Source organism: Aeoliella sp., assembly GCF_965227375.1.
Lineage (GTDB): Bacteria > Planctomycetota > Planctomycetia > Pirellulales > Lacipirellulaceae > Aeoliella.
In genome coordinates, this window is record NZ_CBDDFX010000002.1 from 2,430,220 (window position 1) to 2,449,242 (window position 19,023).

The 19,023-nt window shown below is 61.4% G+C and carries 17 protein-coding genes; 11 read left to right on the forward strand and 6 right to left on the reverse strand.

All coding sequences use genetic code 11. From position 1 onward, the window contains the following. Positions 1-2: 2 nt before the first annotated feature. The gene (locus tag ACQK2L_RS22540) at positions 3-1,487 is read right to left on the reverse strand and encodes a xanthine dehydrogenase small subunit (protein ID WP_425399305.1); all 1,485 of its coding nucleotides are present in this window, start codon (positions 1,485-1,487) and stop codon (positions 3-5) included. 169 nt (positions 1,488-1,656) lie between these two features. Between ACQK2L_RS22540 and ACQK2L_RS22545 the strand changes: the two genes are divergently transcribed. Genes ACQK2L_RS22545 through ACQK2L_RS22555 form a run of 3 tightly spaced genes read left to right on the forward strand, consistent with a single transcriptional unit; the run spans position 1,657 to position 4,925 of the window. After that, positions 1,657-2,907, forward strand: coding sequence for a Zn-dependent hydrolase (locus ACQK2L_RS22545; RefSeq protein ID WP_425399306.1), 1,251 nt, complete (start codon positions 1,657-1,659; stop codon positions 2,905-2,907). A 1-nt stretch (position 2,908) separates the two neighbouring features. Further along, positions 2,909-3,670 (forward strand): (S)-ureidoglycine aminohydrolase, encoded by a 762-nt coding sequence (gene allE / locus ACQK2L_RS22550; RefSeq protein ID WP_425399307.1) that lies wholly within the window; start codon positions 2,909-2,911, stop codon positions 3,668-3,670. Between the two features lies 1 nt (position 3,671). Beyond that, on the forward strand, positions 3,672-4,925 hold the full coding sequence (locus ACQK2L_RS22555; protein WP_425399308.1) for a M20 family metallo-hydrolase: 1,254 nt from the start codon (positions 3,672-3,674) through the stop codon (positions 4,923-4,925). Here ACQK2L_RS22555 and pucL read toward each other — a convergent pair. Continuing rightward, entirely contained in the window at positions 4,922-5,773 is an 852-nt protein-coding gene (gene pucL, locus ACQK2L_RS22560) for a factor-independent urate hydroxylase (RefSeq protein WP_425399309.1), read from the reverse strand. The genes ACQK2L_RS22555 and pucL overlap by 4 nt on opposite strands. A 69-nt stretch (positions 5,774-5,842) precedes the next feature. On the opposite strand from pucL, the gene allB reads away from it, so the two are divergent. Genes allB through uraH form a run of 3 tightly spaced genes read left to right on the forward strand, consistent with a single transcriptional unit; the run spans position 5,843 to position 8,023 of the window. Further along, positions 5,843-7,150, forward strand: a complete 1,308-nt coding sequence (gene allB, locus ACQK2L_RS22565; protein ID WP_425399310.1) for an allantoinase AllB — start codon at positions 5,843-5,845, stop codon at positions 7,148-7,150. Further along, positions 7,147-7,671, forward strand: a complete 525-nt coding sequence (gene uraD / locus ACQK2L_RS22570; protein ID WP_425399311.1) for a 2-oxo-4-hydroxy-4-carboxy-5-ureidoimidazoline decarboxylase — start codon at positions 7,147-7,149, stop codon at positions 7,669-7,671. The genes allB and uraD overlap by 4 nt, the downstream gene beginning before the upstream one ends. Before the next feature lie 10 nt (positions 7,672-7,681). After that, entirely contained in the window at positions 7,682-8,023 is a 342-nt protein-coding gene (uraH, locus tag ACQK2L_RS22575; protein WP_425399312.1) for a hydroxyisourate hydrolase, read from the forward strand. A gap of 33 nt (positions 8,024-8,056) precedes the next feature. Here the strand turns inward: uraH and ACQK2L_RS22580 are convergent, their stop codons facing one another. The 3 genes from ACQK2L_RS22580 to ACQK2L_RS22590 all read right to left on the reverse strand — a co-directional run bounded on the left by ACQK2L_RS22580 (position 8,057) and on the right by ACQK2L_RS22590 (position 12,914). After that, positions 8,057-9,307 (reverse strand): M24 family metallopeptidase, encoded by a 1,251-nt coding sequence (locus tag ACQK2L_RS22580; RefSeq protein ID WP_425399313.1) that lies wholly within the window; start codon positions 9,305-9,307, stop codon positions 8,057-8,059. Between the two features lie 55 nt (positions 9,308-9,362). Further along, the gene (locus tag ACQK2L_RS22585; RefSeq protein ID WP_425399314.1) at positions 9,363-10,979 is read right to left on the reverse strand and encodes a glycoside hydrolase family 172 protein; all 1,617 of its coding nucleotides are present in this window, start codon (positions 10,977-10,979) and stop codon (positions 9,363-9,365) included. Between the two features lie 330 nt (positions 10,980-11,309). Next, a complete protein-coding gene (locus ACQK2L_RS22590; RefSeq protein ID WP_425399315.1) occupies positions 11,310-12,914 on the reverse strand; it encodes a sigma 54-interacting transcriptional regulator in 1,605 nt (534 codons plus the stop codon). Between the two features lie 226 nt (positions 12,915-13,140). On the opposite strand from ACQK2L_RS22590, the gene ACQK2L_RS22595 reads away from it, so the two are divergent. Beyond that, complete coding sequence (locus ACQK2L_RS22595) at positions 13,141-13,722, forward strand: carboxymuconolactone decarboxylase family protein (RefSeq protein ID WP_425399316.1); 582 nt, start codon at positions 13,141-13,143, stop codon at positions 13,720-13,722. A gap of 58 nt (positions 13,723-13,780) precedes the next feature. Here the strand turns inward: ACQK2L_RS22595 and ACQK2L_RS22600 are convergent, their stop codons facing one another. Then, a complete protein-coding gene (locus tag ACQK2L_RS22600) occupies positions 13,781-14,746 on the reverse strand; it encodes a D-2-hydroxyacid dehydrogenase (protein ID WP_425399317.1) in 966 nt (321 codons plus the stop codon). A 265-nt stretch (positions 14,747-15,011) separates the two neighbouring features. On the opposite strand from ACQK2L_RS22600, the gene ACQK2L_RS22605 reads away from it, so the two are divergent. The 4 genes from ACQK2L_RS22605 to trhA all read left to right on the forward strand — a co-directional run bounded on the left by ACQK2L_RS22605 (position 15,012) and on the right by trhA (position 19,016). Further along, complete coding sequence (locus ACQK2L_RS22605) at positions 15,012-15,176, forward strand: hypothetical protein (RefSeq protein ID WP_425399318.1); 165 nt, start codon at positions 15,012-15,014, stop codon at positions 15,174-15,176. A 9-nt stretch (positions 15,177-15,185) separates the two neighbouring features. Beyond that, positions 15,186-16,280 (forward strand): DoxX family membrane protein, encoded by a 1,095-nt coding sequence (locus tag ACQK2L_RS22610; protein ID WP_425399319.1) that lies wholly within the window; start codon positions 15,186-15,188, stop codon positions 16,278-16,280. Between the two features lie 49 nt (positions 16,281-16,329). Then, positions 16,330-18,210: a Gfo/Idh/MocA family protein gene (locus ACQK2L_RS22615; RefSeq protein WP_425399320.1), complete on the forward strand. Its 1,881-nt coding sequence runs from the start codon at positions 16,330-16,332 to the stop codon at positions 18,208-18,210. An 80-nt stretch (positions 18,211-18,290) separates the two neighbouring features. Beyond that, entirely contained in the window at positions 18,291-19,016 is a 726-nt protein-coding gene (trhA, locus tag ACQK2L_RS22620) for a PAQR family membrane homeostasis protein TrhA (protein ID WP_425399321.1), read from the forward strand. Positions 19,017-19,023: the final 7 nt, after the last annotated feature.

Sequence of the window (19,023 nt, forward strand, 5' to 3'; positions counted from 1 at the left end):
AGTCAGCTTACGGGGACAGTTAGGCTCGTGGAGAGATCGAAGTAACACTTGGTGAACAGATTCTCGACCAGTTGGCTGCGGTAGCCGGCGGTGCCGCGAACGTCGGAGATCGGCTGCACCAACCCGCGGGCAATGCTTCCCGCCAGCTGGAACGTGGCTAGCGTGAGCGGTGCGCCGGACATGACCTGCTCGGCTTTCGGAAGTCGTACGACGGTTGGACCCACACCTCCAACAGCGACGCGCACACCCGTGATTTGGTCGCCATCCAGTTCGAACCAAAACGCGGCGGTCACCGTGCTGATGTCCATGTCGCGACGCTTGGAGATTTTGTAAAGCTTGATGGCCACGTCGCTGGAGGGCAGCGGAGTTCGCACCTCGGAGATTACTTCATCCGCCGCCAGGTCAATCTGCTTATACCCCTGGTAGAATTCGCCGATTGGCAACTGCCGCGCGCCGCGGCGGCTGGCGAGCGTGAGCGTCGACTCCGCAACCATCAGGAAAGGAATCGAGTCGGCGATCGGCGAAGCGTTCGCCAGATTGCCCGCCAATGTGCCGAAGTGCCGCACTTGGGGGCTGCCGAAGCGGAGCAGCACTTGATGGAACTCCGGCAAGCGGTCGGCGATCACCTCGTCGATCTCGCTCCAGGTCGCCGCACCGCCGCAGACGAGTTCATCGCCATCGATCCCGACCGTGCGCATTGCCGGCACTTGGCCGGTGGCAATCACTTGTTCTGGCTGATAGCGACCATGGTTGTGCTGCACGCCAAGGTCGGTTGCGCCGGCCACCAGGCGAGCGTCCAGATACTTGGCGCGGACTTCAAGCAAGTCGTCAAGGCTCCGCGGCACGGCTACCAGCCGCTTGTCGCGTCTGGGTGCAATGCAGACGGATTGTTCATGCAGCTTGGCGAGTTCCTGTAACATCGCCTTCGAGTCGAACAACGTATCCATCAACTCTGCAGTGCTGAGATCGACTCCGATCGCCGCCTGCAAAATCTGTAAGTAGCCGGTGCAGCGACACAGGTTTCCCGAAAGCCCCAGGCGTACGTCCTCTTCGTCCAGATGTTGGGTCTTACTTGCGGCCTGCTGCTCCTCGACCATCCCGTGCATCGCCATGACGAAACCTGGCGTGCAGAATCCGCACTGGCTGCCGTGACAATCGACCATCGCCTGTTGGATACCGGTCAGCCCGCCTGCTTGCCGCAATCCTTCGACCGTGACCACGTGCCGACCATCCATCTGAAACACAAACGCGATGCAGGCGTCGACCGATTGATACACGACCGACGTGCTGTCCGAGTCTGGCGTGCCAACCAACACCGTGCAAGCACCGCAATCGCCTTCGGCACAAGCGATCTTCGTGCCGGTGAGCCGCTCATCGTCGGGCGGGTGATAGCACAGCCGTAGATAGTCGGCGAGCGTTTCGAGAGCCGCATCGGTGCCGACTTCTCTTCGTGTGCCGTTGACGTAGAGTACGATTGAGTCGCGCATGGCGGAGGCAGTTTCTCCCGAGGAACTTAGCGACAATCGCTTTCCGCCGGCAGCAGATTGTCTCTTAGCTTAGCACCAATTATGATCTAAGTCGATACTACATTACACGTTAGAACGAACCACCGCGGTCGTCAACTCGTTTGTTGGCCGCGTTTGCAGAGCTTCGACTATGGACTCACGCGCAACCACCCTGGCCCAAAGCGTCCTCGCACGCTGCGACGAGTTGGGACAGTGCTCGAGCGAGCCCGGCAGGATCACGCGACTGTATCTCGACGAACCGATGCGCGCGGTTCACGTGCGATTGTCGGAGTGGATGCACCAGGCAGGCCTTTCGCCGCACGTGGACAATGCGGGTAATTGCATTGGGCGGCTACGTGGGCACCGCGAAGAGAAAGTGCTGCTCATCGGCTCGCATCTCGACTCGGTACCAGGCGCCGGCCGGTACGACGGGGTGCTGGGCGTGCTGATTGCCGTGGCCGTGAGCGAGCTATTGGCCGACCACCAGTTGCCGTTCCACCTGGACGTGATCGGCTTCAGCGAAGAGGAAGGGGTTCGCTTCAAAATGCCCTACTTGGGCAGCGCCGCGGTGGCTGGCCGGTTCGATCCCGCGTGGCTGCTGCGCGAGGACGAGCAACGCATCACCATGCGCGACGCGATGAGCTCGTTTGGCCTCTCGCCCGACGACCTCGACTCCTGCAGGTACCACACCGATCAGGTGATCGGCTACATCGAGCCCCACCTGGAGCAAGGCCCGGTACTCGAGCGCAGCGGTCAGCCGCTGGGAGTAGTCACCGGCATCGTGGGGCAGAGCCGATTGCAGCTTGCGTTCCGAGGCGAAGCGGGCCACGCAGGCACCGCCCCCATGGCCGGGCGCCGCGACGCCTTGGTCGCCGCCAGCGCGTTCATTCAGGAAGTCCGCAACACGGCACTGAATATCGATGGCCTTAAGGCCACCGTCGGCTCGATGCGAGTCCACCCGAACACTCCGAACGTGATTCCTGGCAGCGTCGAACTGACGCTCGACATCAGGCACTTGGCCGACGACGTGCGAAACCACGGAGTCGAAACGCTTGTGGCTGCCGGGCATCGCTCGGCCGAAGCCGAAGGTTGTACGTTCGAGGTACTCGAAGAGACTTCGCAACATTCGGTGAATGCCGACGCACAACTCATGTCGATGCTGACCGATGCAGTGAACGAGTGTTGCGCCGGGCCAGTGCTGCTCGAAAGCGGTGCGGGACACGATGCGGTGATCATGGGACAGCATTTCCCCATGGCCATGCTGTTCCTCCGCCATCCAGGCGGCGTGAGCCATCATCCCGACGAGCGGGTAGAACTGGACGACGTTGCCGTGGCCATCGAAGTCCTTGGGCGGTACGTTCTACGGTTGGCGGAACAATTTACTCACCAGCAGAGTGTCTGATATGCAACAATCCCCGTTTGGCGAAACACGCACGCGAGTCGAGTTCAACCACGCGCTGGTGGCCGAGGATGGCCACGTCGTTTCGCCGCTGGTGGGTTGGAACAATGCTGAGGGAGTCGTGCTCATCTCTCCCGCCATGAGCCACGGTGCGGCGACTCCTCGTTTTGTACAGTACCTGGTCAATGGCAGCGAAGCTTGCACCACCACCGGCGCCGACGCGCCGATTGAACGACTGGTGTACGTGCTCGAAGGCGACGCCAATCTGGATGGCGAGACGCTCCCAGCCGATTCGTTTGCGTGGTTCTCGCCAGGCGACAGCTACACGTTGAAACTGCCCGCAGGCGCTCGCGCCTTAGTGTTTGAAAAGAACTACGAACCCCTAGATGGCCACAACACACCCGAGCGAGTCGTCGGCACACTGGCCACCGCGCCGAAGGATCCTTTCCTGGGTGATCCCGAGGCGATGCTGGCGACGCTGCTGCCGGTCGAGCCGTCATTCGACATGGCAGTGAACGTATTCGAGTACACACCCGGTACGACGCTGCCTTTCGTCGAGACGCACGTCATGGAACATGGGCTCTACATGCGGTCGGGCCAGGGAGTCTATCGCCTGGGCGATTGCTGGTATCCAGTGCAGCAAGGCGACACGATCTGGATGGCCAGCTATTGCCCGCAATGGTTCGTTGCGATGGGCAAGGAGAGTGCGTCGTACATCTACTACAAAGACATTCACCGCCCGCTGCTGACCAACCCGGCAAGCTAAAATGGAATTTCCCACCCTGCAAGTCGATGCAGCGCAGTTGGTTAGCGAACTCGAGCAGCTCGCAACCTACTCCGATTGCAGCGAACCACCACCCGCGGTAACTCGGGTGGTGTTCACCGAGACCGACCTTCGCGCGCGCGACTACTTAAGAGGGCTGTACGAAGCGGCCGGACTTACGGTGAGAGTCGACGCAGTCGGCAACACCTTCGCCCGCTGGGAAGGCACGGAGCCCGAATTGCCAGCCGTGGGAACCGGCTCGCACACCGATGCGATACCGCACTCGGGGATGTACGACGGAACGGTCGGCGTGCTGGGCGGGCTCGAGGCGATCCGCGCACTAAAGCGCAGCGGGTTTCAGCCCCGGCGATCGATCGACGTGGTAATGTTCACATCCGAAGAGCCCACGCGCTTCGGCGTTGGCTGCACCGGCAGCCGATTGATGAGCGGAGCGATGACGCCCGAAGAGCTGGCGGGACTCCAAGACGAAGCGGGAACCACCTACGACGAGGTGCGCTCACAGGCGGGATTCGAGGGCGAGCTAACCTCGGCTATGCTCGACAAAGAAGCCTACAGCGCATTCGTCGAACTGCACATCGAGCAGGGCCCTCTGCTCGAGCAAGCGGGCGAGGCCATCGGTGTGGTCACCGCCATCGCCGCCCCGGCGACCGTGCATTTCGAAGTTACCGGCGAGGGAGGCCATGCTGGCGCGGTACTGATGCCGATGCGCCGCGACGCGTTGGCCGCGGCGGCCGGCATGGTTTTGGCCATCGAGCGTTTGGCACTCGATAGCAGCAGTCCCGATCTGGTCGCTACGGTTGGAGAACTCGACGTCCATCCCGGCGCGGTGAACTCCATCCCCAGCCGGGTGCGTTTCACGCTCGACCTACGCGACATCGACGGCGAGAATCGCGACGACGTGCTCGACTCGATCATCGCCGCCTGCACGCAAATCGCCGCTGGGCGGCGGGTCGAAGTATCGCACAAGGTGCTCAACGCCGACCCGCCAGCGGTGTGCGACGAGCGAATCGTCGACGCCGCCCTGCAAGCGGCAACGAAGCTCGGACTGCCGCACCGCCAGATGATCAGCAGGGCGTACCACGATTCGTTGTTCATGGCCCGCGTCGCGCCGACAGGCATGATTTTCATCCCTTGCCGCGGCGGAGTGTCGCACCGCCCCGATGAGTACACCTCGCCTGAGCAGCTGGAATCCGGCGTGGCGACCTTGGCGCTCACGCTCGCACAGCTTGCCAGCTAACGCGCGACGGTGGCCGTGATGTAGCCGAACGGTTCGTCGGTCACCACGAACACCTCATTCTCGTTCTCCATGCCAAATCGGGCGAGGTCGGCCAGGATGTGATGCTTGTTCGGCAGCGTAAGCGTGATCTCCGTGGCCGCCGAACACGCTTCGAGCGCCGCTGCGCCCATCAGATACAGTGTCTCCTGCACGCTCTTACTGTAATGGTCGATGAACTTCGCCAGTAGCGAGTCGACGATCGCCTTCCGCGCAGCCGCGTAGTCGACCTTCGAGCCATCGTACTGCCACTCGGCCGTCACGTCGGTCGCCAGGATCCGATCATCCGTGTCGGGCAGGGTTCGATACCGGCTCTGGTGAAAGTCGGCAAATCCGGTCTCGGTGGTCTTGGCGATCAATAGGTGCTCAAACCCCGCGGCGACCTGCGGATCTTCGCCGCGGGACTGGCGAACCGTGGCGGTTGGGGTCATGCCACCGCTGGCGACAAACGAATGCGGCGAATCGAGCAAGCGGTTCCACACTCGCTCTTCCAGCATCACATGACACGCGGTCACATGTTCGTACTCATCGAGAAAGTGCCGCGTGATCGTCTGGCCGAACGACTCGATCGAGGTCATCGGATCGTCTTTGGCCAGCACATAAACCGTGTTCTTGCAGGTATCGGTCGCTACCACCGCGCGGTTGTCGCCGTCGAGATACGCCGCATCGAATGCCCCTTCGATTTCAACGTCCACCGACACTTCGACAAACTCGTGCGTCTCGTCCTTCGGTGCGGCAGTGCGTGGTCGGCGGACCTTACTCACGCGAACACGATGCTTACCATAGGTGTGCTTCGCCAGCTTTGCAGCCATATCAACCTCTTCAGGGTCCTGGTATATTTGCTCTGTGAAACGCCTATGATAGTGCGAATTCCGCCAACGATGCCAGACGACAATTCCAAATCGCCGAACCAGTGGAAGCTCAGCAGCCAACGCGTCGTGCTGGCCGATGGCGTTCGGCCAGCGACGTTAGCGATACGCGACGGTCGAATTGCCGCAATCGAACCTTATAGCGCCACCGCTGATGTCGATTACGCCCAAGTCGCGATCCTGCCGGGCTTGTTGGACGTGCATGTCCACTTCAACGAGCCGGGCCGCACGGAGTGGGAAGGCCTGCAATCGGGCACCGCGGCCGCCGCCGCGGGTGGAGTGACTTTGGCTGTCGACATGCCACTGAACAGTTCGCCGGTGACGACAACAGTCGAGGCGCTCGCAGCAAAGCGGCGAGCGGCGAGCGGAAAGCTATCTGCCGACGTCGGTTTCTACGGCGGGCTCGTGCCTGGAAGCGAGTCGAACGTTGCGGATTTGCTCGACGCTGGCGCGCTCGGCATCAAGGCTTTCCTGTGTCACAGCGGCATCGACGAATTCCCCGCGGCTACCGAGCGAGAACTTCGCACAGCAATGCCGGTGCTCGCCGAGCGCGGCGCCCCTCTGCTGGTGCACGCCGAGCTAGTCACACCAACGCCTTCGATGAGCAACCCGCGGAGCTACGCCGACTACCTCGCCACACGTCCACCGAAGTTCGAGCAAGATGCCATCGAGTTGCTCATCCGGCTCTGCCGCGAGACTGGTTGTCGTACGCACATCGTGCACCTCTCGGACGCCGGAAGCCTGCCGATGCTCCGCGCGGCCCGCGAGGAAGGGTTACCACTAACAGTGGAAACCTGCCCCCACTATTTATACTTCGCCAGCGAAACGATCCCCGACGGCGCGTGCCAATACAAATGCGCCCCACCGGTGCGCGACTCGGCGAATCGCAAACTCTTGTGGCAAGCACTCGAAGCGGGCGACATCGACTTTGTCACCTCCGACCACTCCCCCTGCCCTCCCGCGGACAAGCGACAGGACGAGGGCCGCTTCGATCTGGCGTGGGGCGGAATCAGTTCGGTGCAACTGACACTTCCCATCGTGTGGACGAAGGCTAAACAATGCGGCATCGGGCTGGATCGCGTAGCCCAATGGCTGTCCGCCGCGCCTGCTCGGTTTATCGGCGTTCCTGCCGGCATCGAAGTCGGCCACGAGGCAAACCTCGTGGCCTTCGACACCGAGGCGACGTTCACCGTTCGCGGCAGCGAACTCCTCCACCGCCACCCGATCACGCCCTACGAAGGCCAAACGCTTACCGGCATGGTGAAAGCCACTTACCTGCGCGGCGAGCCGGCTACTATCGGCAAAGGGCGGGCGTTATGAGCCAGGACTTCATCGAGCAAATCAACTCTCTCTCCGACGAGGCGACTTACGAGAAGCTGCTTGCCTGCTGCGGCTCGAAGTGGTGGAGCCAGCAGATGACCGCCGCGCGGCCGTATGCAAACGTCGATGCACTGCACGCGGCGGCCGATAAGGAGTTCGACCGGATGCCTCGCGATGCGTGGCTCGAAGCCATCGCCAGCCATCCGCGGATTGGCGACCTCGAGTCGCTGAAAATGAAGTTCGCGGGTAACAAGCAGTGGTCGTCTGGCGAGCAAGCGGGCGTCGCTTCTGCGCACGACGACGTACTAGAACGGCTGAAAACCGGCAACGACGCCTACTTCGAGAGGTTTGGATACACGTTTGTCGTGTGCGCGACTGGCAAGAGCGCAGGCGAGATGCTACAAATCCTCGAAAGCCGCCTCTCGAACGATCCGGAAACCGAACTACCAATCGCAGCGGCCGAACAACGCAAGATTACTCACCTGCGCATCGACAAACTCGTCGCAGACCACCCGCAGTAGCGAGCCTCCCATGAGCGGCATCTCCACCCACGTGCTCGACACCTCCCGCGGCAAACCAGCTGCCGACGTTCCGGTCACGCTGGCACGACTCGACGAGTCCGGTCTCGTGGCCGACACGTTTCACGGAGTGACGAACGACGACGGCCGAGTGGCCAACTTGCTGGGCGCGACATCGCTGGCCGCCGGCGACTACCGCATCTCGTTCGACCTTACGACCTACGCCCAGCAGCACTTCACCGCCTCGTTCTACCCGCAGGTCGATATCACGTTCACCGTCGGCGACGCTTCGCAGCATTTCCACGTGCCGCTATTGCTCTCGCCGTTTGGGTATTCGACGTATCGCGGCAGTTAGCGAGCAGCGAAAAATAGCCCCAGCTCGCGCTGCTCACACCAAGTGCAATTCCGTCTGCCGCCCGTCGATATAGTGTACCCCATCGGCCGTGATCGCCGCATCTTGCTCCACCGGGAACGCAACGAGCTGGTTACCCCATTCGGGCACTTCGACGTCGACGCGTAGCTCCACGGTGTAGGCCGTGTTTTCGTGCATCACCACGTCGCCACGGCCGGCGATGGCCGTTTGTTGCCAGGGCAGGCCCATCAGCGGGCCGGGTTCGTGCAGCAGGTGGCCTAACGAATGGGAGTAGATCTTCGGGTGGCTGAGTCCCTCGGCGTGGGCGCGCTGCAAGGCTCGCTCGAGAATTGCATTGCCGCTGAGGCCACACTCCCAGCTTTCGGTGAAGATGTCCTCCAACCGATTCGCTTCGTGCAGCCCACGAGTCAATCCTTCGGGCGCAGCGGTCTCGCCGGGGCGCAGCACGTAAGCGAGTTCCTGGTGGTCGCTCTTGAGTCGCAAGTACTCGACGCCCACGTCGCAGTGCAACATGTCGCCCGGGTGGATGACTTTGGGGTTGCTGCCCTCGGGCAGCGGGATCCGCTCGTCGCGGTACAAGCGGTAAAACGGCTTGAACGACAGCGGCAATCCTAGGTCGCTGGCCAACTGCCAGTACGCCCATTCGAGGTCTTCAGTCGTGGTGACTCCAGGCGTGATGACATCGCGCGAATAGATCTGGCGCATCATCGCGTGGGCGATCGCGCACGTCTGCTCGTACAGTTCCAGCTCTTCGGGCAGTCGCGTTTCCAGCCAGCGAATGCACAGCGGCTCGGCCGATTGGCACCGCGAGGCGAGTTCGCCACCGATCGACTCGAACAACCGCGCTTTGAGCGACGAAGTCAAACCGTCGGCCGCCCAGATCACGTCGGACGTGTTGATGCCGATCCGCTTGGGCGAACGTTGCTCCAACGCATCCCTCAGCAACTGCCATTGGTCCTTCTCGCCGAGCGGCTCCCACGTCGACGGGGGCATCAACCCCAGCATGCTGGTGCGTGAGATGTTGATCCGCTCGATCTCGCTGCCGTTGTCGTAAAACAACAGCACTTGCAGGATTGGCGCCCAAACTTCCATCGGCACCATGGTGTTAAACACCGGGTCATGATTGTCTTCGTGGCCAATGATCAGCCACGCGTCGAAGCCCGTCTCGCGCATCACCGCCGGGAGCAAATGCTCCAAGCGATGCCCGAGCGTCTGATTGACAATGCGCGCCTGCTCGCGGATCGGAAGGACCGACGGAAAACTCATCGCACAACACCTCCATGAGGAACCCAAAACACCTGCAGCGCGCACTCCCTCGTGCTCAGTCGTAGAGCTTGGGCTCTTTCTTCCAGTCCTTGTCCTTGTCGTGCCCCATCTCGATTACCCGCGGACGACGTTCGCGCAAGCGAACCGACTCGAGGCCCAGGTAGTTGCCCGACGACTTGTGGTTTTGTCCTACGCACTCCAGCCGCAACACGTGCTCGCCCGGCTCGGGCCAGAAGTCGAGCAGGTGGTACTCCCACTCGTCGATGCCATCCTTGTAGAAGTCCATGGTGCCGCCAATCGCCACCCCGTCGAGCGTCGCGCGATACTTGCCATAGTCTTCAGCGCGGGTGGCATTGATCAACAGCCGCAGCGGCTCCTTCTTCTTCACAGTGAACGGAATCTCAATCCAGCCCTCGTCCTGGCTTTCCGGTTTGAAGAACACATGCCCTTCCGGATAGTTGTTGATATCCTGGCGGCGGATGTGGCCGTGGCCATGATCTAAATTGTCGAGCATGGCCGTAGCGTGGAACGTCTCGCGCTCGATGCTTGGCAGCGTGCGCTCCTTGGCATGCGGCGCGCGAGCCTTGAACGTGGGCGTGCCGGTCTGGTACCAAAATGCAACACTCGAATAATCGTCTTGCCGCTCGTTCCAGCTATTGGCCACGTACTTGGGATTCTCATCGGGCGACATCCAGCCGAAGTGCTCGATGGTGACCTTGATGCTCTTATTGAACACCCACGGATCCTGCACGTGCCAGCGGTACGCGCTGGTATGGCCGCCCACAATGCCCCACTGGTCGAAGTACGGCGTGCCAAAGTATGGTGTGCTCGTTGTCTGAAGGCCCCAGGCCGACAGGAAATAGTCCTCGGTGCCAGTGCCCCAGATCGAAGGCTTCTCTTCGCCATCGATGTACACCTTCTCGTCGCCCTCGCCAAACCAGGAAGGACTCCGCGAACGCACGGCCAGCACCGTGCCCACATAGTGGCCCTTGCCCTCGGTATCCAGGATCACGTAGTCGCTGCCTTGCTTCACCGGGTATTCCTGCTTGTACTGCGCGTAAAAGTAAGGAATGTCGTCGGCGATCGATTCCTTCTTGATCCAGTCGATGTTGTAGTACAGCAGGCTCACCGGCTTTTCGCTTTGGTTCTCCACCTCGATACGAATCGACTTGCGGAACGGCATGTGCCAGAAACAGTTGTACGAATCGGCATCCTCAACCACCACCGGCACACTGATCACTTCGGCCCGCTTGCCGAAGCAGTTGGCGAAGAAGTCACCTACCGGGGCCTCGACCGCGGGACGGTCGCTGCCATCGTAGTAGATGCGAAGCAACATTTCCTGGTGATTGGCCGAACCGTCCTTCGCCCAAGTGTGCTTCTGCGGGCCGAGGAACGTCATCCAGATGTGTGTGATCACGCCGGGACCATTGGCCTCCATCAAGACGCGCGTCTTGCCAGGGTCCAGATTCTTGTTGTCCCAATTGCTGTTGGGGTCGAGTTCGCCGTTGGGATCGAACTTGCCATCCGGGCCAACACGATGGGCCGAGGTGGCGCGCATGCTGCGACCTTCCATCGGTCGCGCGAGATCTGCGAGCCCTTGCGCCAGGATGGGACTGGCAAGCGTTGATAGTGCGACTACCACAAGCAAATAGGAACGCAGCAATGAATTCATCGGTGGTGCCTCTCGAATAAGGTCCAACAATATTGGCAAGAGTTGTAAGAGTATCTCGATGTTCGGGCGACGGGTATCGAACTGAGAGAGATCCTTCCGGTCTGCGAGCGCACCGCCAGCGCGATGGGCAACCTATGGAGATATGTCAGCAATTCGAATTGTTGCAGACATTTCTTAGAACTCGCCCTTATCTCCCCTCGCACGAACGAATCCCGTTATACCTTGGCCTGCATGGGCTTTCCACTGAGAGGCGAAAAAGCAAACGACCTCAAAGGCTGAACTAAAAACCTGAACGCGGCCGCTGAAAAACGGAGCCCACCGCAAGCCGAATCAAGAGAAACCCCCGCGCCGAATCCCCATCGCCTTGAGCCGGGAGTTAAGCGTCGTCGGCTTTAGTCCCAGCAACTCCGCAGCACCGCCAGGGCCATAGACCTTCCCATCCGCAGCTTCCAGCGCCCGAAGCAGATTGGTTCTCTCGATTTCGCGCATCTGCTGGTCCGTGAGCAGCTCTGCGGCGGCGGGAACGGTCGCCGCCACTGACTCGGGCGGTGGCGCATCCAGGCTTACCTTCAATGGCCCGCCGCGCGACAGGATCACGGCGCGTTCCACCACGTGCTGCAACTCTCGTACATTGCCCGGCCATTCGTACTGTTCCAATTGGCGCACCACGGCTTTGGTGAGTCGCGGCGGCGCGACGCCAAACCGACGGGCCGCCTGCTGCAGGAAATGGTCGGCCAGGATGCCAACGTCTTCGCGACGCTCGCGCAGCGGGGGCAACTCGATCGGAAATACGCTCAGTCGGTAGTACAAGTCTTCGCGAAACCGCCGATGACGCGATTCCTCGCGGAGGTCGCGATTCGTAGCGGCAATCACTCGCACATCAACGCGCCGTGTCCGCTCCTCGCCGATCCGCTCAATCTCGCCTTCCTGCAATACTCGGAGCAGCTTGCTCTGCAGGTCGAGCGGCACTTCGCCCACTTCGTCCAGGAACAGCGTACCGCCATCGGCCAATTCAAACCGGCCCACCCGGTCGCGCAGCGCGCCGGTGAATGCTCCTTTCACGTGTCCGAAGAATTCACTTTCGAACAACTCACGCGGGATGGCCGCGCAGTTGACCTTGATCAACGGCCGCGAAGCGCGGTAGCTCCGGCGGTGAAGCTCTCGCGCCACCAGTTCCTTGCCGGCGCCGCTTTCGCCAAGCACTAACACGGTTGAGTCGGTGGGGGCAACCAGTTCGATCTGCTGCCCCACGTTCCGCAGCGCCGGGCTGGTGCCGAGCATCTCCCCGAAGCCTTGCTCTATCGCGACCTCTTCTTGCAGATACTCATTCTCTTCTTCCAACCGCGTACGAAGTCGCTCCACTTCGCCCCACGCCTGCGAGTGAGCGATGGCGACCGCCGCATGGTCAGCAATCATCCGCAACCAATCGAGACACGCGGTGCCGATCTTCACGCGGCTGAACACTCCAAGCACGCCGAGCACCACGCCGTGGTGCATCAGGGGCTGGCCCGCGAAACCAGTCACGCCTTCACGCTTCACCCAATCGTGGTCGACGATCCACTCGGGCGCTTCGGCCAGGTCGGGCACCTCGAGGGCTTCGCCGGTATCAGCAATCCGGCCAACCTTGCGCACCCCGATCGGGAAACGGCGAAAACGCCCGTCCAGTCGACCGAGGTCCTCCGGCGGCTCGGCGATGGAACGCCCGCTGCTGGCCACCAGGTGCAGGCACTCCGTACGGTCGGGACACTCGCCGGCCATCGGGCAGGTCTCGCATCCCTCTCCCGGCTTCACCAGCCAGAGCCGCGCCAGGGCAACCGCCTCGGAGCTGCCAATCCGTGTGACCAATAACTTGAGCAGCGACGCGGGATCACGCTCCTGCGCCAAATCGAGCAGCAGTCGCTTGGGATTGCCAAACAGCGCGGTCATGGGAGGCATGGCGTTCATACCTCAAGAATAACGACATTTCGTGTGCTCGAACCGACATTTCACTGTTTTGCGATATTTCGTTACGTGTCGCTATCACGGGAAAATTGCCACAACTCCTTCAAACACAACCACTTAAGTTGGCCCATGTGATTTTGGCACGGCGTATGCCTAAGCAAGGAAACAACGAGCCTCGAGCTCAAATGATCACAAAACTTCGTTTCAAAAGGAGAGTGTCATGTCCCGTCTACCTCAAATCCAAGACGATCAAGCTACTTCGCCGCAGGCTGGTTTGTTTGCCGCAGCCAAGTCGAAGCTGGGCAAGGTTCCCAACATGGTCCGCGCCATGGGCAACTCGCCGGCCGCCTTGCGTGGGTACTTCGAGTTCTCAGGTGCGCTCGGCTCTGGCGACGCCCTCACCGCCAAGCAACGTGAGATCGTCGCCCTGGCGGTGGGCGAGGCCAACCGCTGCGAATACTGCCTGGCGGCCCACTCGACGCTGGGCAAGATGGCCGGCCTGGAGCCGGACGCCGTGCAGGCGGCCCGCCGTGGCGATGGCTTGGACGATGCCAGCCGCGCCGTGGCACGATTGGCCACGCAAGTTGTCGAGAAGCGTGGCCGCGTGGCCGATAGCGAACTCGAAGCGTTCCGCGCCGCTGGATTCGGCGACGACGCGATTGCCGAAGTGGTCGGCAACGTGGCGCTGAACATCTATACCAACTACTTCAACAACCTGGCGGTCGTGGATGTCGACTTCCCCGCCGCGCCGGAATTGACCGGCCAGCACGCGGAAGCCTGCACCACCGGTTGCAGTGCTTGAGTCTTCACGCCCGGGCCGCCGCGCGCGGCGGCCCGGGCTTTCTTTTTGGTCTAGTTGACTAGTCCACGACGGGAAATGGAAAACCCAATTCCTTGTCGGTCACGTTCTTGAGTGTCTCGCCGGCGCGGTAGCGGCGCAGGTTTTCGCAGAAGAAGTCCGTCATGTCCTCAATGCGAGTCTTGCACTGGCCGCCAACGTGAGGAGTGAGCACCAGATTCGGCGCGGTCCACAGCCGGCTATCTTCGGGCAGGGGTTCGATTTCCGTGACATCGAGCCCCGCGCCCCACAGGTGGCCGCTTTCGAGGGCGTCGACCAGCGCGTCTTCCACGACCACGGGGCCGCGGGCCATGTTCACCAGCACGCTGCCGGGCTTCATCAGGCCGATCCGCCGCGCGTCGAACATGCCGCGCGTCACGTCGTTGAGCGGCACCGCCAGGATTACCGTGTCGCACCGCGGCAGCATTTCGTCCAACTGATCAGCCGCCAGCAGCTCGGCCACGTGCGGTGGCTTGTTCACCGGAAACCAGTCGGTCGCCAGGATGGTGGTCTGAAACACGCTGAGCACCTCCGCCAATCGGCGGCCGTTGCCGCCCAGGCCCACGATGCCCACCGTGGTGTGGTGCAGATCTTTGGTCGGGCGGCGGATGAACTCGCGCTTGCCGGTCGCCTCGAAGAACACCGGCAACCGCCGGAGCGACCCGCAGAGTAGCGCCATCGTGTGATCTGCCACTTGGTTGGCCAGCACTCCCGAGGCGCTGGTGACCAGGATGTCGGACTTCACGACCGGCGGCACCAGGCAGTGATCCATGCCCGCGGCCGACGACTGAATCCACTGCAAGCGGCCAGCCGCCACGACCTCGTCCCACGGCACCGGGACCTTCGCATGCCCACAGTAGATGTCGGCCGTTGGCAGCAACTCCGCAATCCGCTCCTGCCCGGCGTCGACCACCTCCCAGTCGGGCGCGGCGGCTTGGATTTGGGCAATATGCTGGGACTCTACCGGGTAACAAAGGACGATTCGCATCTGGCGGTGGGGCTGTGGGCTAATGAATGGGGGACTGGGCTAACCGATCGCAATTCAGCCCTATTATGCCAAGCGGAAGGGGGCGCGACGATGGTGGGTACACTCGAGAAACGGCGAGTTTCACTGTCCAAAGTCCCGCCGGGTTGCCATTCCCTTGTGGGGCGAAATACGTGGTTGCATTCCGGCCATCGCCAACGTACGGAATAGGGACCAGCGGCTGCTTGCTTCCTGCTTTTGGGGCGCCTCGAATCTCTTTTTTCCGACTATGTTGGCAATTCTCCTGCAACTTCGCTATCATGTTCGTAGCGACTGGCTGGAGCCGTCGCTAGCGGCCGATGTGATGCACTGCCCCGTGCACGTCGGCGGCTCCCTCCCACCATGTCAGCAGGCGGCCGCACTAGGCGGTGTTGTCTGGTCTCCCATCACATAGGGCACAAGCGTGGCGAACAACGGTTATCGCATCGGCGCGTGGGCTGCGGTTTCCATCGTAGCATTGCGACTGATCATCGGTTGGCACTTCCTCAGCGCAGGCCTGGAGAAGTTCGAACCCGGCTGGACATCCGAAGGCTTCTTGCGCTCAGCAAACGGCCCGATGGAGGACTTCTACAAGTCGATGGCCCCGCTACCGCACGAGTGGGACAAGTTGGTGACCGAAGAGTGGCCCGGCGAGTTTGAGCATGAAAAGGATCGTCGGTATCTGAGCAACACCGGTTTGCAGGAAGAGCCGTATGTAGCCGAGCGAAACGAAGAAAAGAAGATCATTGCCAAGATGCCGGATGGCTCCACGGCGGCAGATGACAAAGTGGGACACATCCCATTCCCAACTAAAGCTTACGGTCCTTGGGCCAGCCGCATCGCCAAGGACTGGACCGACACGGCCGAGAAGTTCAAGAAGATCGGTGGCATGACTGAGGAGCAGATCAAGCTCGTCGACTACTACACGCTGCGTCAGCTCGAGCGGCTGTCGAACTATTTTGACCAGCGTCGTGCGATCGTCGCCGAATATCACCACGAACTCGACCGACTTCGAGGAATGCTCGACGAAAGCGAGTCGGGCAAGACGGAGTTGGCCTACCTGGAAGACCGCATCAAGCGGAAGGAGGCCGAAGTGGAGGCTACACCCCGCAAGTGGGTAGCCGATCTCGAGGCCGAACAGGCCATGTTCTACGAGCAGCTTCGCTCGCTGGTGAGCGAAGATCAACTGAAATCGGCCACCACCAAACAGCGGCTCGCCACGACGTTCGATCCCCCCAAGAAGATCCAAACCATCGACAAGGTGGTGACGTGGGTCACCCTGGGCGTCGGCGTGCTGTTGATATTCGGCCTATTTACCCGGCTGGCAGCGGTGGTGGGTGCGGGTTTCCTCCTTTCGGTCATCTCGACCCAACCGCCTTGGGCCGAGGGAGTGCTGCCAACCATTAAGCTGCTGACCGCGTACCAAGGGATAGAGTTTGTCGCCCTGTTGGTGTTAGCCGCAATCGGCGCGGGCACCTGGGCGGGGCTCGATGGGCTGCTGTTCCGTCGGGAAGAGTAATAAGCAGTATCGCACAGAGTCACGAGATCAATCATTACGGCACTCTCAGGTGCCCTTCATCCAAGTCGCTGGAGGTTATCAGGCGATGCAATTGACTGACGAACAAAAGAAAGAAGCCAAGGCTCACTATGAGGAAACGTTGCGAGTCAGTCGTCGCGGCTTCCTCCAAACAGTCACCGCCACTGCCGGCGTGGGCGCTTTGGGCTTAGGCGCTGCCTACTTCTCCTACGAGAAAATTGACGAACCGCTCCGCGTCGGCATCATTGGCACCGGCGACGAGGGCAACGTGCTGATCGGCGCGCTGAATCCCGACTACGTCGACGTCAAAGCGATTTGCGACATTCGCCCGTCCAACGTCTGGCGAGCCTTTAACGGCGACTGGCCCTCGAGCAAGATGCAGCCCGCCCGACCTGGGTTGGTGAACGTCTATGGCAAGGCGAAGGGCTGGAAGAACGAAGAAGATGCTCGCCAGGACGTGAAGGTCTATACCAACGGATACGACGAGCTGTTGGAAGACGACGACATCGAAGCGGTGATCATCGCCTTGCCGCTATGGCTGCACGCTCCGTGCGCCATCGACGCGATGAAGGCCGGCAAGCACGTGCTGACCGAGAAGCTCATGGCCCACAGCGTGGGCGAGTGCAAGGAAATGGCCCGCGTCGCCGAGGCTGAAGGAGTGCTGCTGTCCACCGGACATCAGCGTCACTATAGCGTGCTGTACGCCAATGCGGTGGACACCATCCAACAAAACATCATCGGCGACATCCACCACATCCGCGCCCAGTGGCACCGCACCGCCGACAGCTGGCGCCCGCCGCTGCCGGAAGCAAAATTCACTGCCCGTGACTTCGATCTGGGAATTCGAGCGTTAAGAAAGGAAGTTGCCGAAGCCAAAAAAGCTGGCAATAAGGAGCAGATTGCCAAAGCCGAGGCGGCCCTAAAGGCCTTTGACCAACTGCACGGCGTGATCGGCAAGCACAAGAGCGTCGCTGGCCGAGTGAAAAGCGGAAAGTTCGAAGGCAAGGAACTCGAAGGCTGGAAGATGTGCCTGGCGCAGCTCGACAAGCTGATCGAGGATGCCAACGTGAATGCGGCCGCCTACGGCTATCAGACGCACACGCTACCTGGCGGCTACGTCTGCCAGCCACTGGAGGAACTGATCCGCTGGCGACTGTGGAACCGCACCGGTGGCGGCCTGATGGCCGAGCTTGGCAGCCACCAGCTCGACGCGTCGGGTATCTTTATCTCGGCGCAGTTCAAGGGCCACCATAAGGTGAATCCGCTAAGCGTCACTGGAGTGGGAGGTCGGCACCTGTACAAGGAAAACCGTGACATCGACGACCACGTCTATTGCACGTTCGAGTATCCCGGCAAGGGCTACTTCATTGACGATGACCCCACAAAAGGCGAGAAGGATACCAACAAGAAGGTCGTGGTCACGTACTCTTCGATCAACGGTAACGGCTATGGTGGCTATGGCGAAGTGGTGATGGGCACCGATGGCACGCTGATTCTCGAGCGGGAGAGTGAGACCTACTTGATCGGCGGCAACAAGCCAACCGAAGTGAACGTCGCGGCTGCTGCAGCTCAGGACACTTACGAAACGGGCGGCGGCACCGCTGTGGCCGCAGCGGTACCCACAGAGAACGTCAGCCGGGGCTACCAAGAAGAGATCGAGCACTGGGCTTGGTGCATACGCAACAACAAGCCCGCCTCAACACTGCACTGCCATCCCAAGGTCGCGATGGCCGATGCGGTGATCGCTCTGACCAGCAATCTGGCGATGGAGAAGAACGAGCGGATTGAGTTCAAGCCTGAGTGGTTCGAGATCGATTCCGACGAAGTCCCAGCCGGCGAACCGCCGAGACAGGCCGGGGACATCGAGAAGTCGATCTTCGGCGCACCGCAATCCACCGACACGACCGCATAGCCATGCGGTCAATTCGGCTGTTGCGCAACCGCCGCACGGTGCTCTGTTAGCTTCGCGGTGGGTCGTGCTACAATTCGTCGATGCCCGACGTCGTTCCAGTATATGGCATCCCCGGATTTCGCGAGCCGGTCAGCAGCATCACGCATTTGATTGGTGCGGTGTTCTGTCTGGGCTACGCGCCGGCACTCGTGCGGCGGGGCTGGCGTCACCATTGTAGTCCTTGGGCGCTGGTGGTGTTCGCGTTCTCGTCCGTGGCGCTGTTGTCGCTCAGCGGCGTCTACCACATGTTCTCTGAAGAGGGCTTCGTGCGGCCCATCATGAAGCGGCTCGACGTAGCGGCCATCTTTGTGATGATTGCCGGCACCTGCACACCGCTGTACATGATCCTGTTCAGCGGCATCGCCCGCTGGGTGCTGATGCTGTCGGTGTGGGCGGTGGCCATTGCAGGGCTGACGCTCCGAGTGATCTACTTCGACACCTTCTCGCCCTGGTTCGGCCTGGCGATCTTCCTGGCGATGGGCTGGATGGGCGCCGCGGCGGGTGTGGTGATCTGGCGGCGGTACGGGCTGTACTACCTTCGGTACCTGGTGGCCGGCGGACTGTCGTACACGCTGGGCGCGGTTTGCCTGGGCCTGGAATGGCCCACCCCGGTGCCGGGCTACGTGAGCTACCACGAGGTCTGGCACCTGGCGGTGTTAGCCGGCATTGGCTTTCACTGGGCGTTCACCTGGCAAGTCGCTGGCGGCCCACCGACACCGCACCACGACTGGGAAGAAACCGTACCAGTGCACTGGGAGGCGGATTAGTTGCTTC

Coding starts and splice junctions, on each gene's coding strand:
- trhA (WP_425399321.1), top strand. CDS start 18,291: ATGCCCGACGTCGTTCCAGTATATGGCATCCCCGGATTTCGCGAGCCG.
- ACQK2L_RS22595 (WP_425399316.1), top strand. CDS start 13,141: ATGTCCCGTCTACCTCAAATCCAAGACGATCAAGCTACTTCGCCGCAG.
- ACQK2L_RS22590 (WP_425399315.1), bottom strand. CDS start 12,914: ATGCCTCCCATGACCGCGCTGTTTGGCAATCCCAAGCGACTGCTGCTC.
- allE (WP_425399307.1), top strand. CDS start 2,909: ATGCAACAATCCCCGTTTGGCGAAACACGCACGCGAGTCGAGTTCAAC.
- ACQK2L_RS22540 (WP_425399305.1), bottom strand. CDS start 1,487: ATGCGCGACTCAATCGTACTCTACGTCAACGGCACACGAAGAGAAGTC.
- ACQK2L_RS22600 (WP_425399317.1), bottom strand. CDS start 14,746: ATGCGAATCGTCCTTTGTTACCCGGTAGAGTCCCAGCATATTGCCCAA.
- ACQK2L_RS22555 (WP_425399308.1), top strand. CDS start 3,672: ATGGAATTTCCCACCCTGCAAGTCGATGCAGCGCAGTTGGTTAGCGAA.
- ACQK2L_RS22605 (WP_425399318.1), top strand. CDS start 15,012: ATGTTGGCAATTCTCCTGCAACTTCGCTATCATGTTCGTAGCGACTGG.
- ACQK2L_RS22585 (WP_425399314.1), bottom strand. CDS start 10,979: ATGAATTCATTGCTGCGTTCCTATTTGCTTGTGGTAGTCGCACTATCA.
- ACQK2L_RS22545 (WP_425399306.1), top strand. CDS start 1,657: ATGGACTCACGCGCAACCACCCTGGCCCAAAGCGTCCTCGCACGCTGC.
- allB (WP_425399310.1), top strand. CDS start 5,843: ATGCCAGACGACAATTCCAAATCGCCGAACCAGTGGAAGCTCAGCAGC.
- uraH (WP_425399312.1), top strand. CDS start 7,682: ATGAGCGGCATCTCCACCCACGTGCTCGACACCTCCCGCGGCAAACCA.
- ACQK2L_RS22580 (WP_425399313.1), bottom strand. CDS start 9,307: ATGAGTTTTCCGTCGGTCCTTCCGATCCGCGAGCAGGCGCGCATTGTC.
- uraD (WP_425399311.1), top strand. CDS start 7,147: ATGAGCCAGGACTTCATCGAGCAAATCAACTCTCTCTCCGACGAGGCG.
- pucL (WP_425399309.1), bottom strand. CDS start 5,773: ATGGCTGCAAAGCTGGCGAAGCACACCTATGGTAAGCATCGTGTTCGC.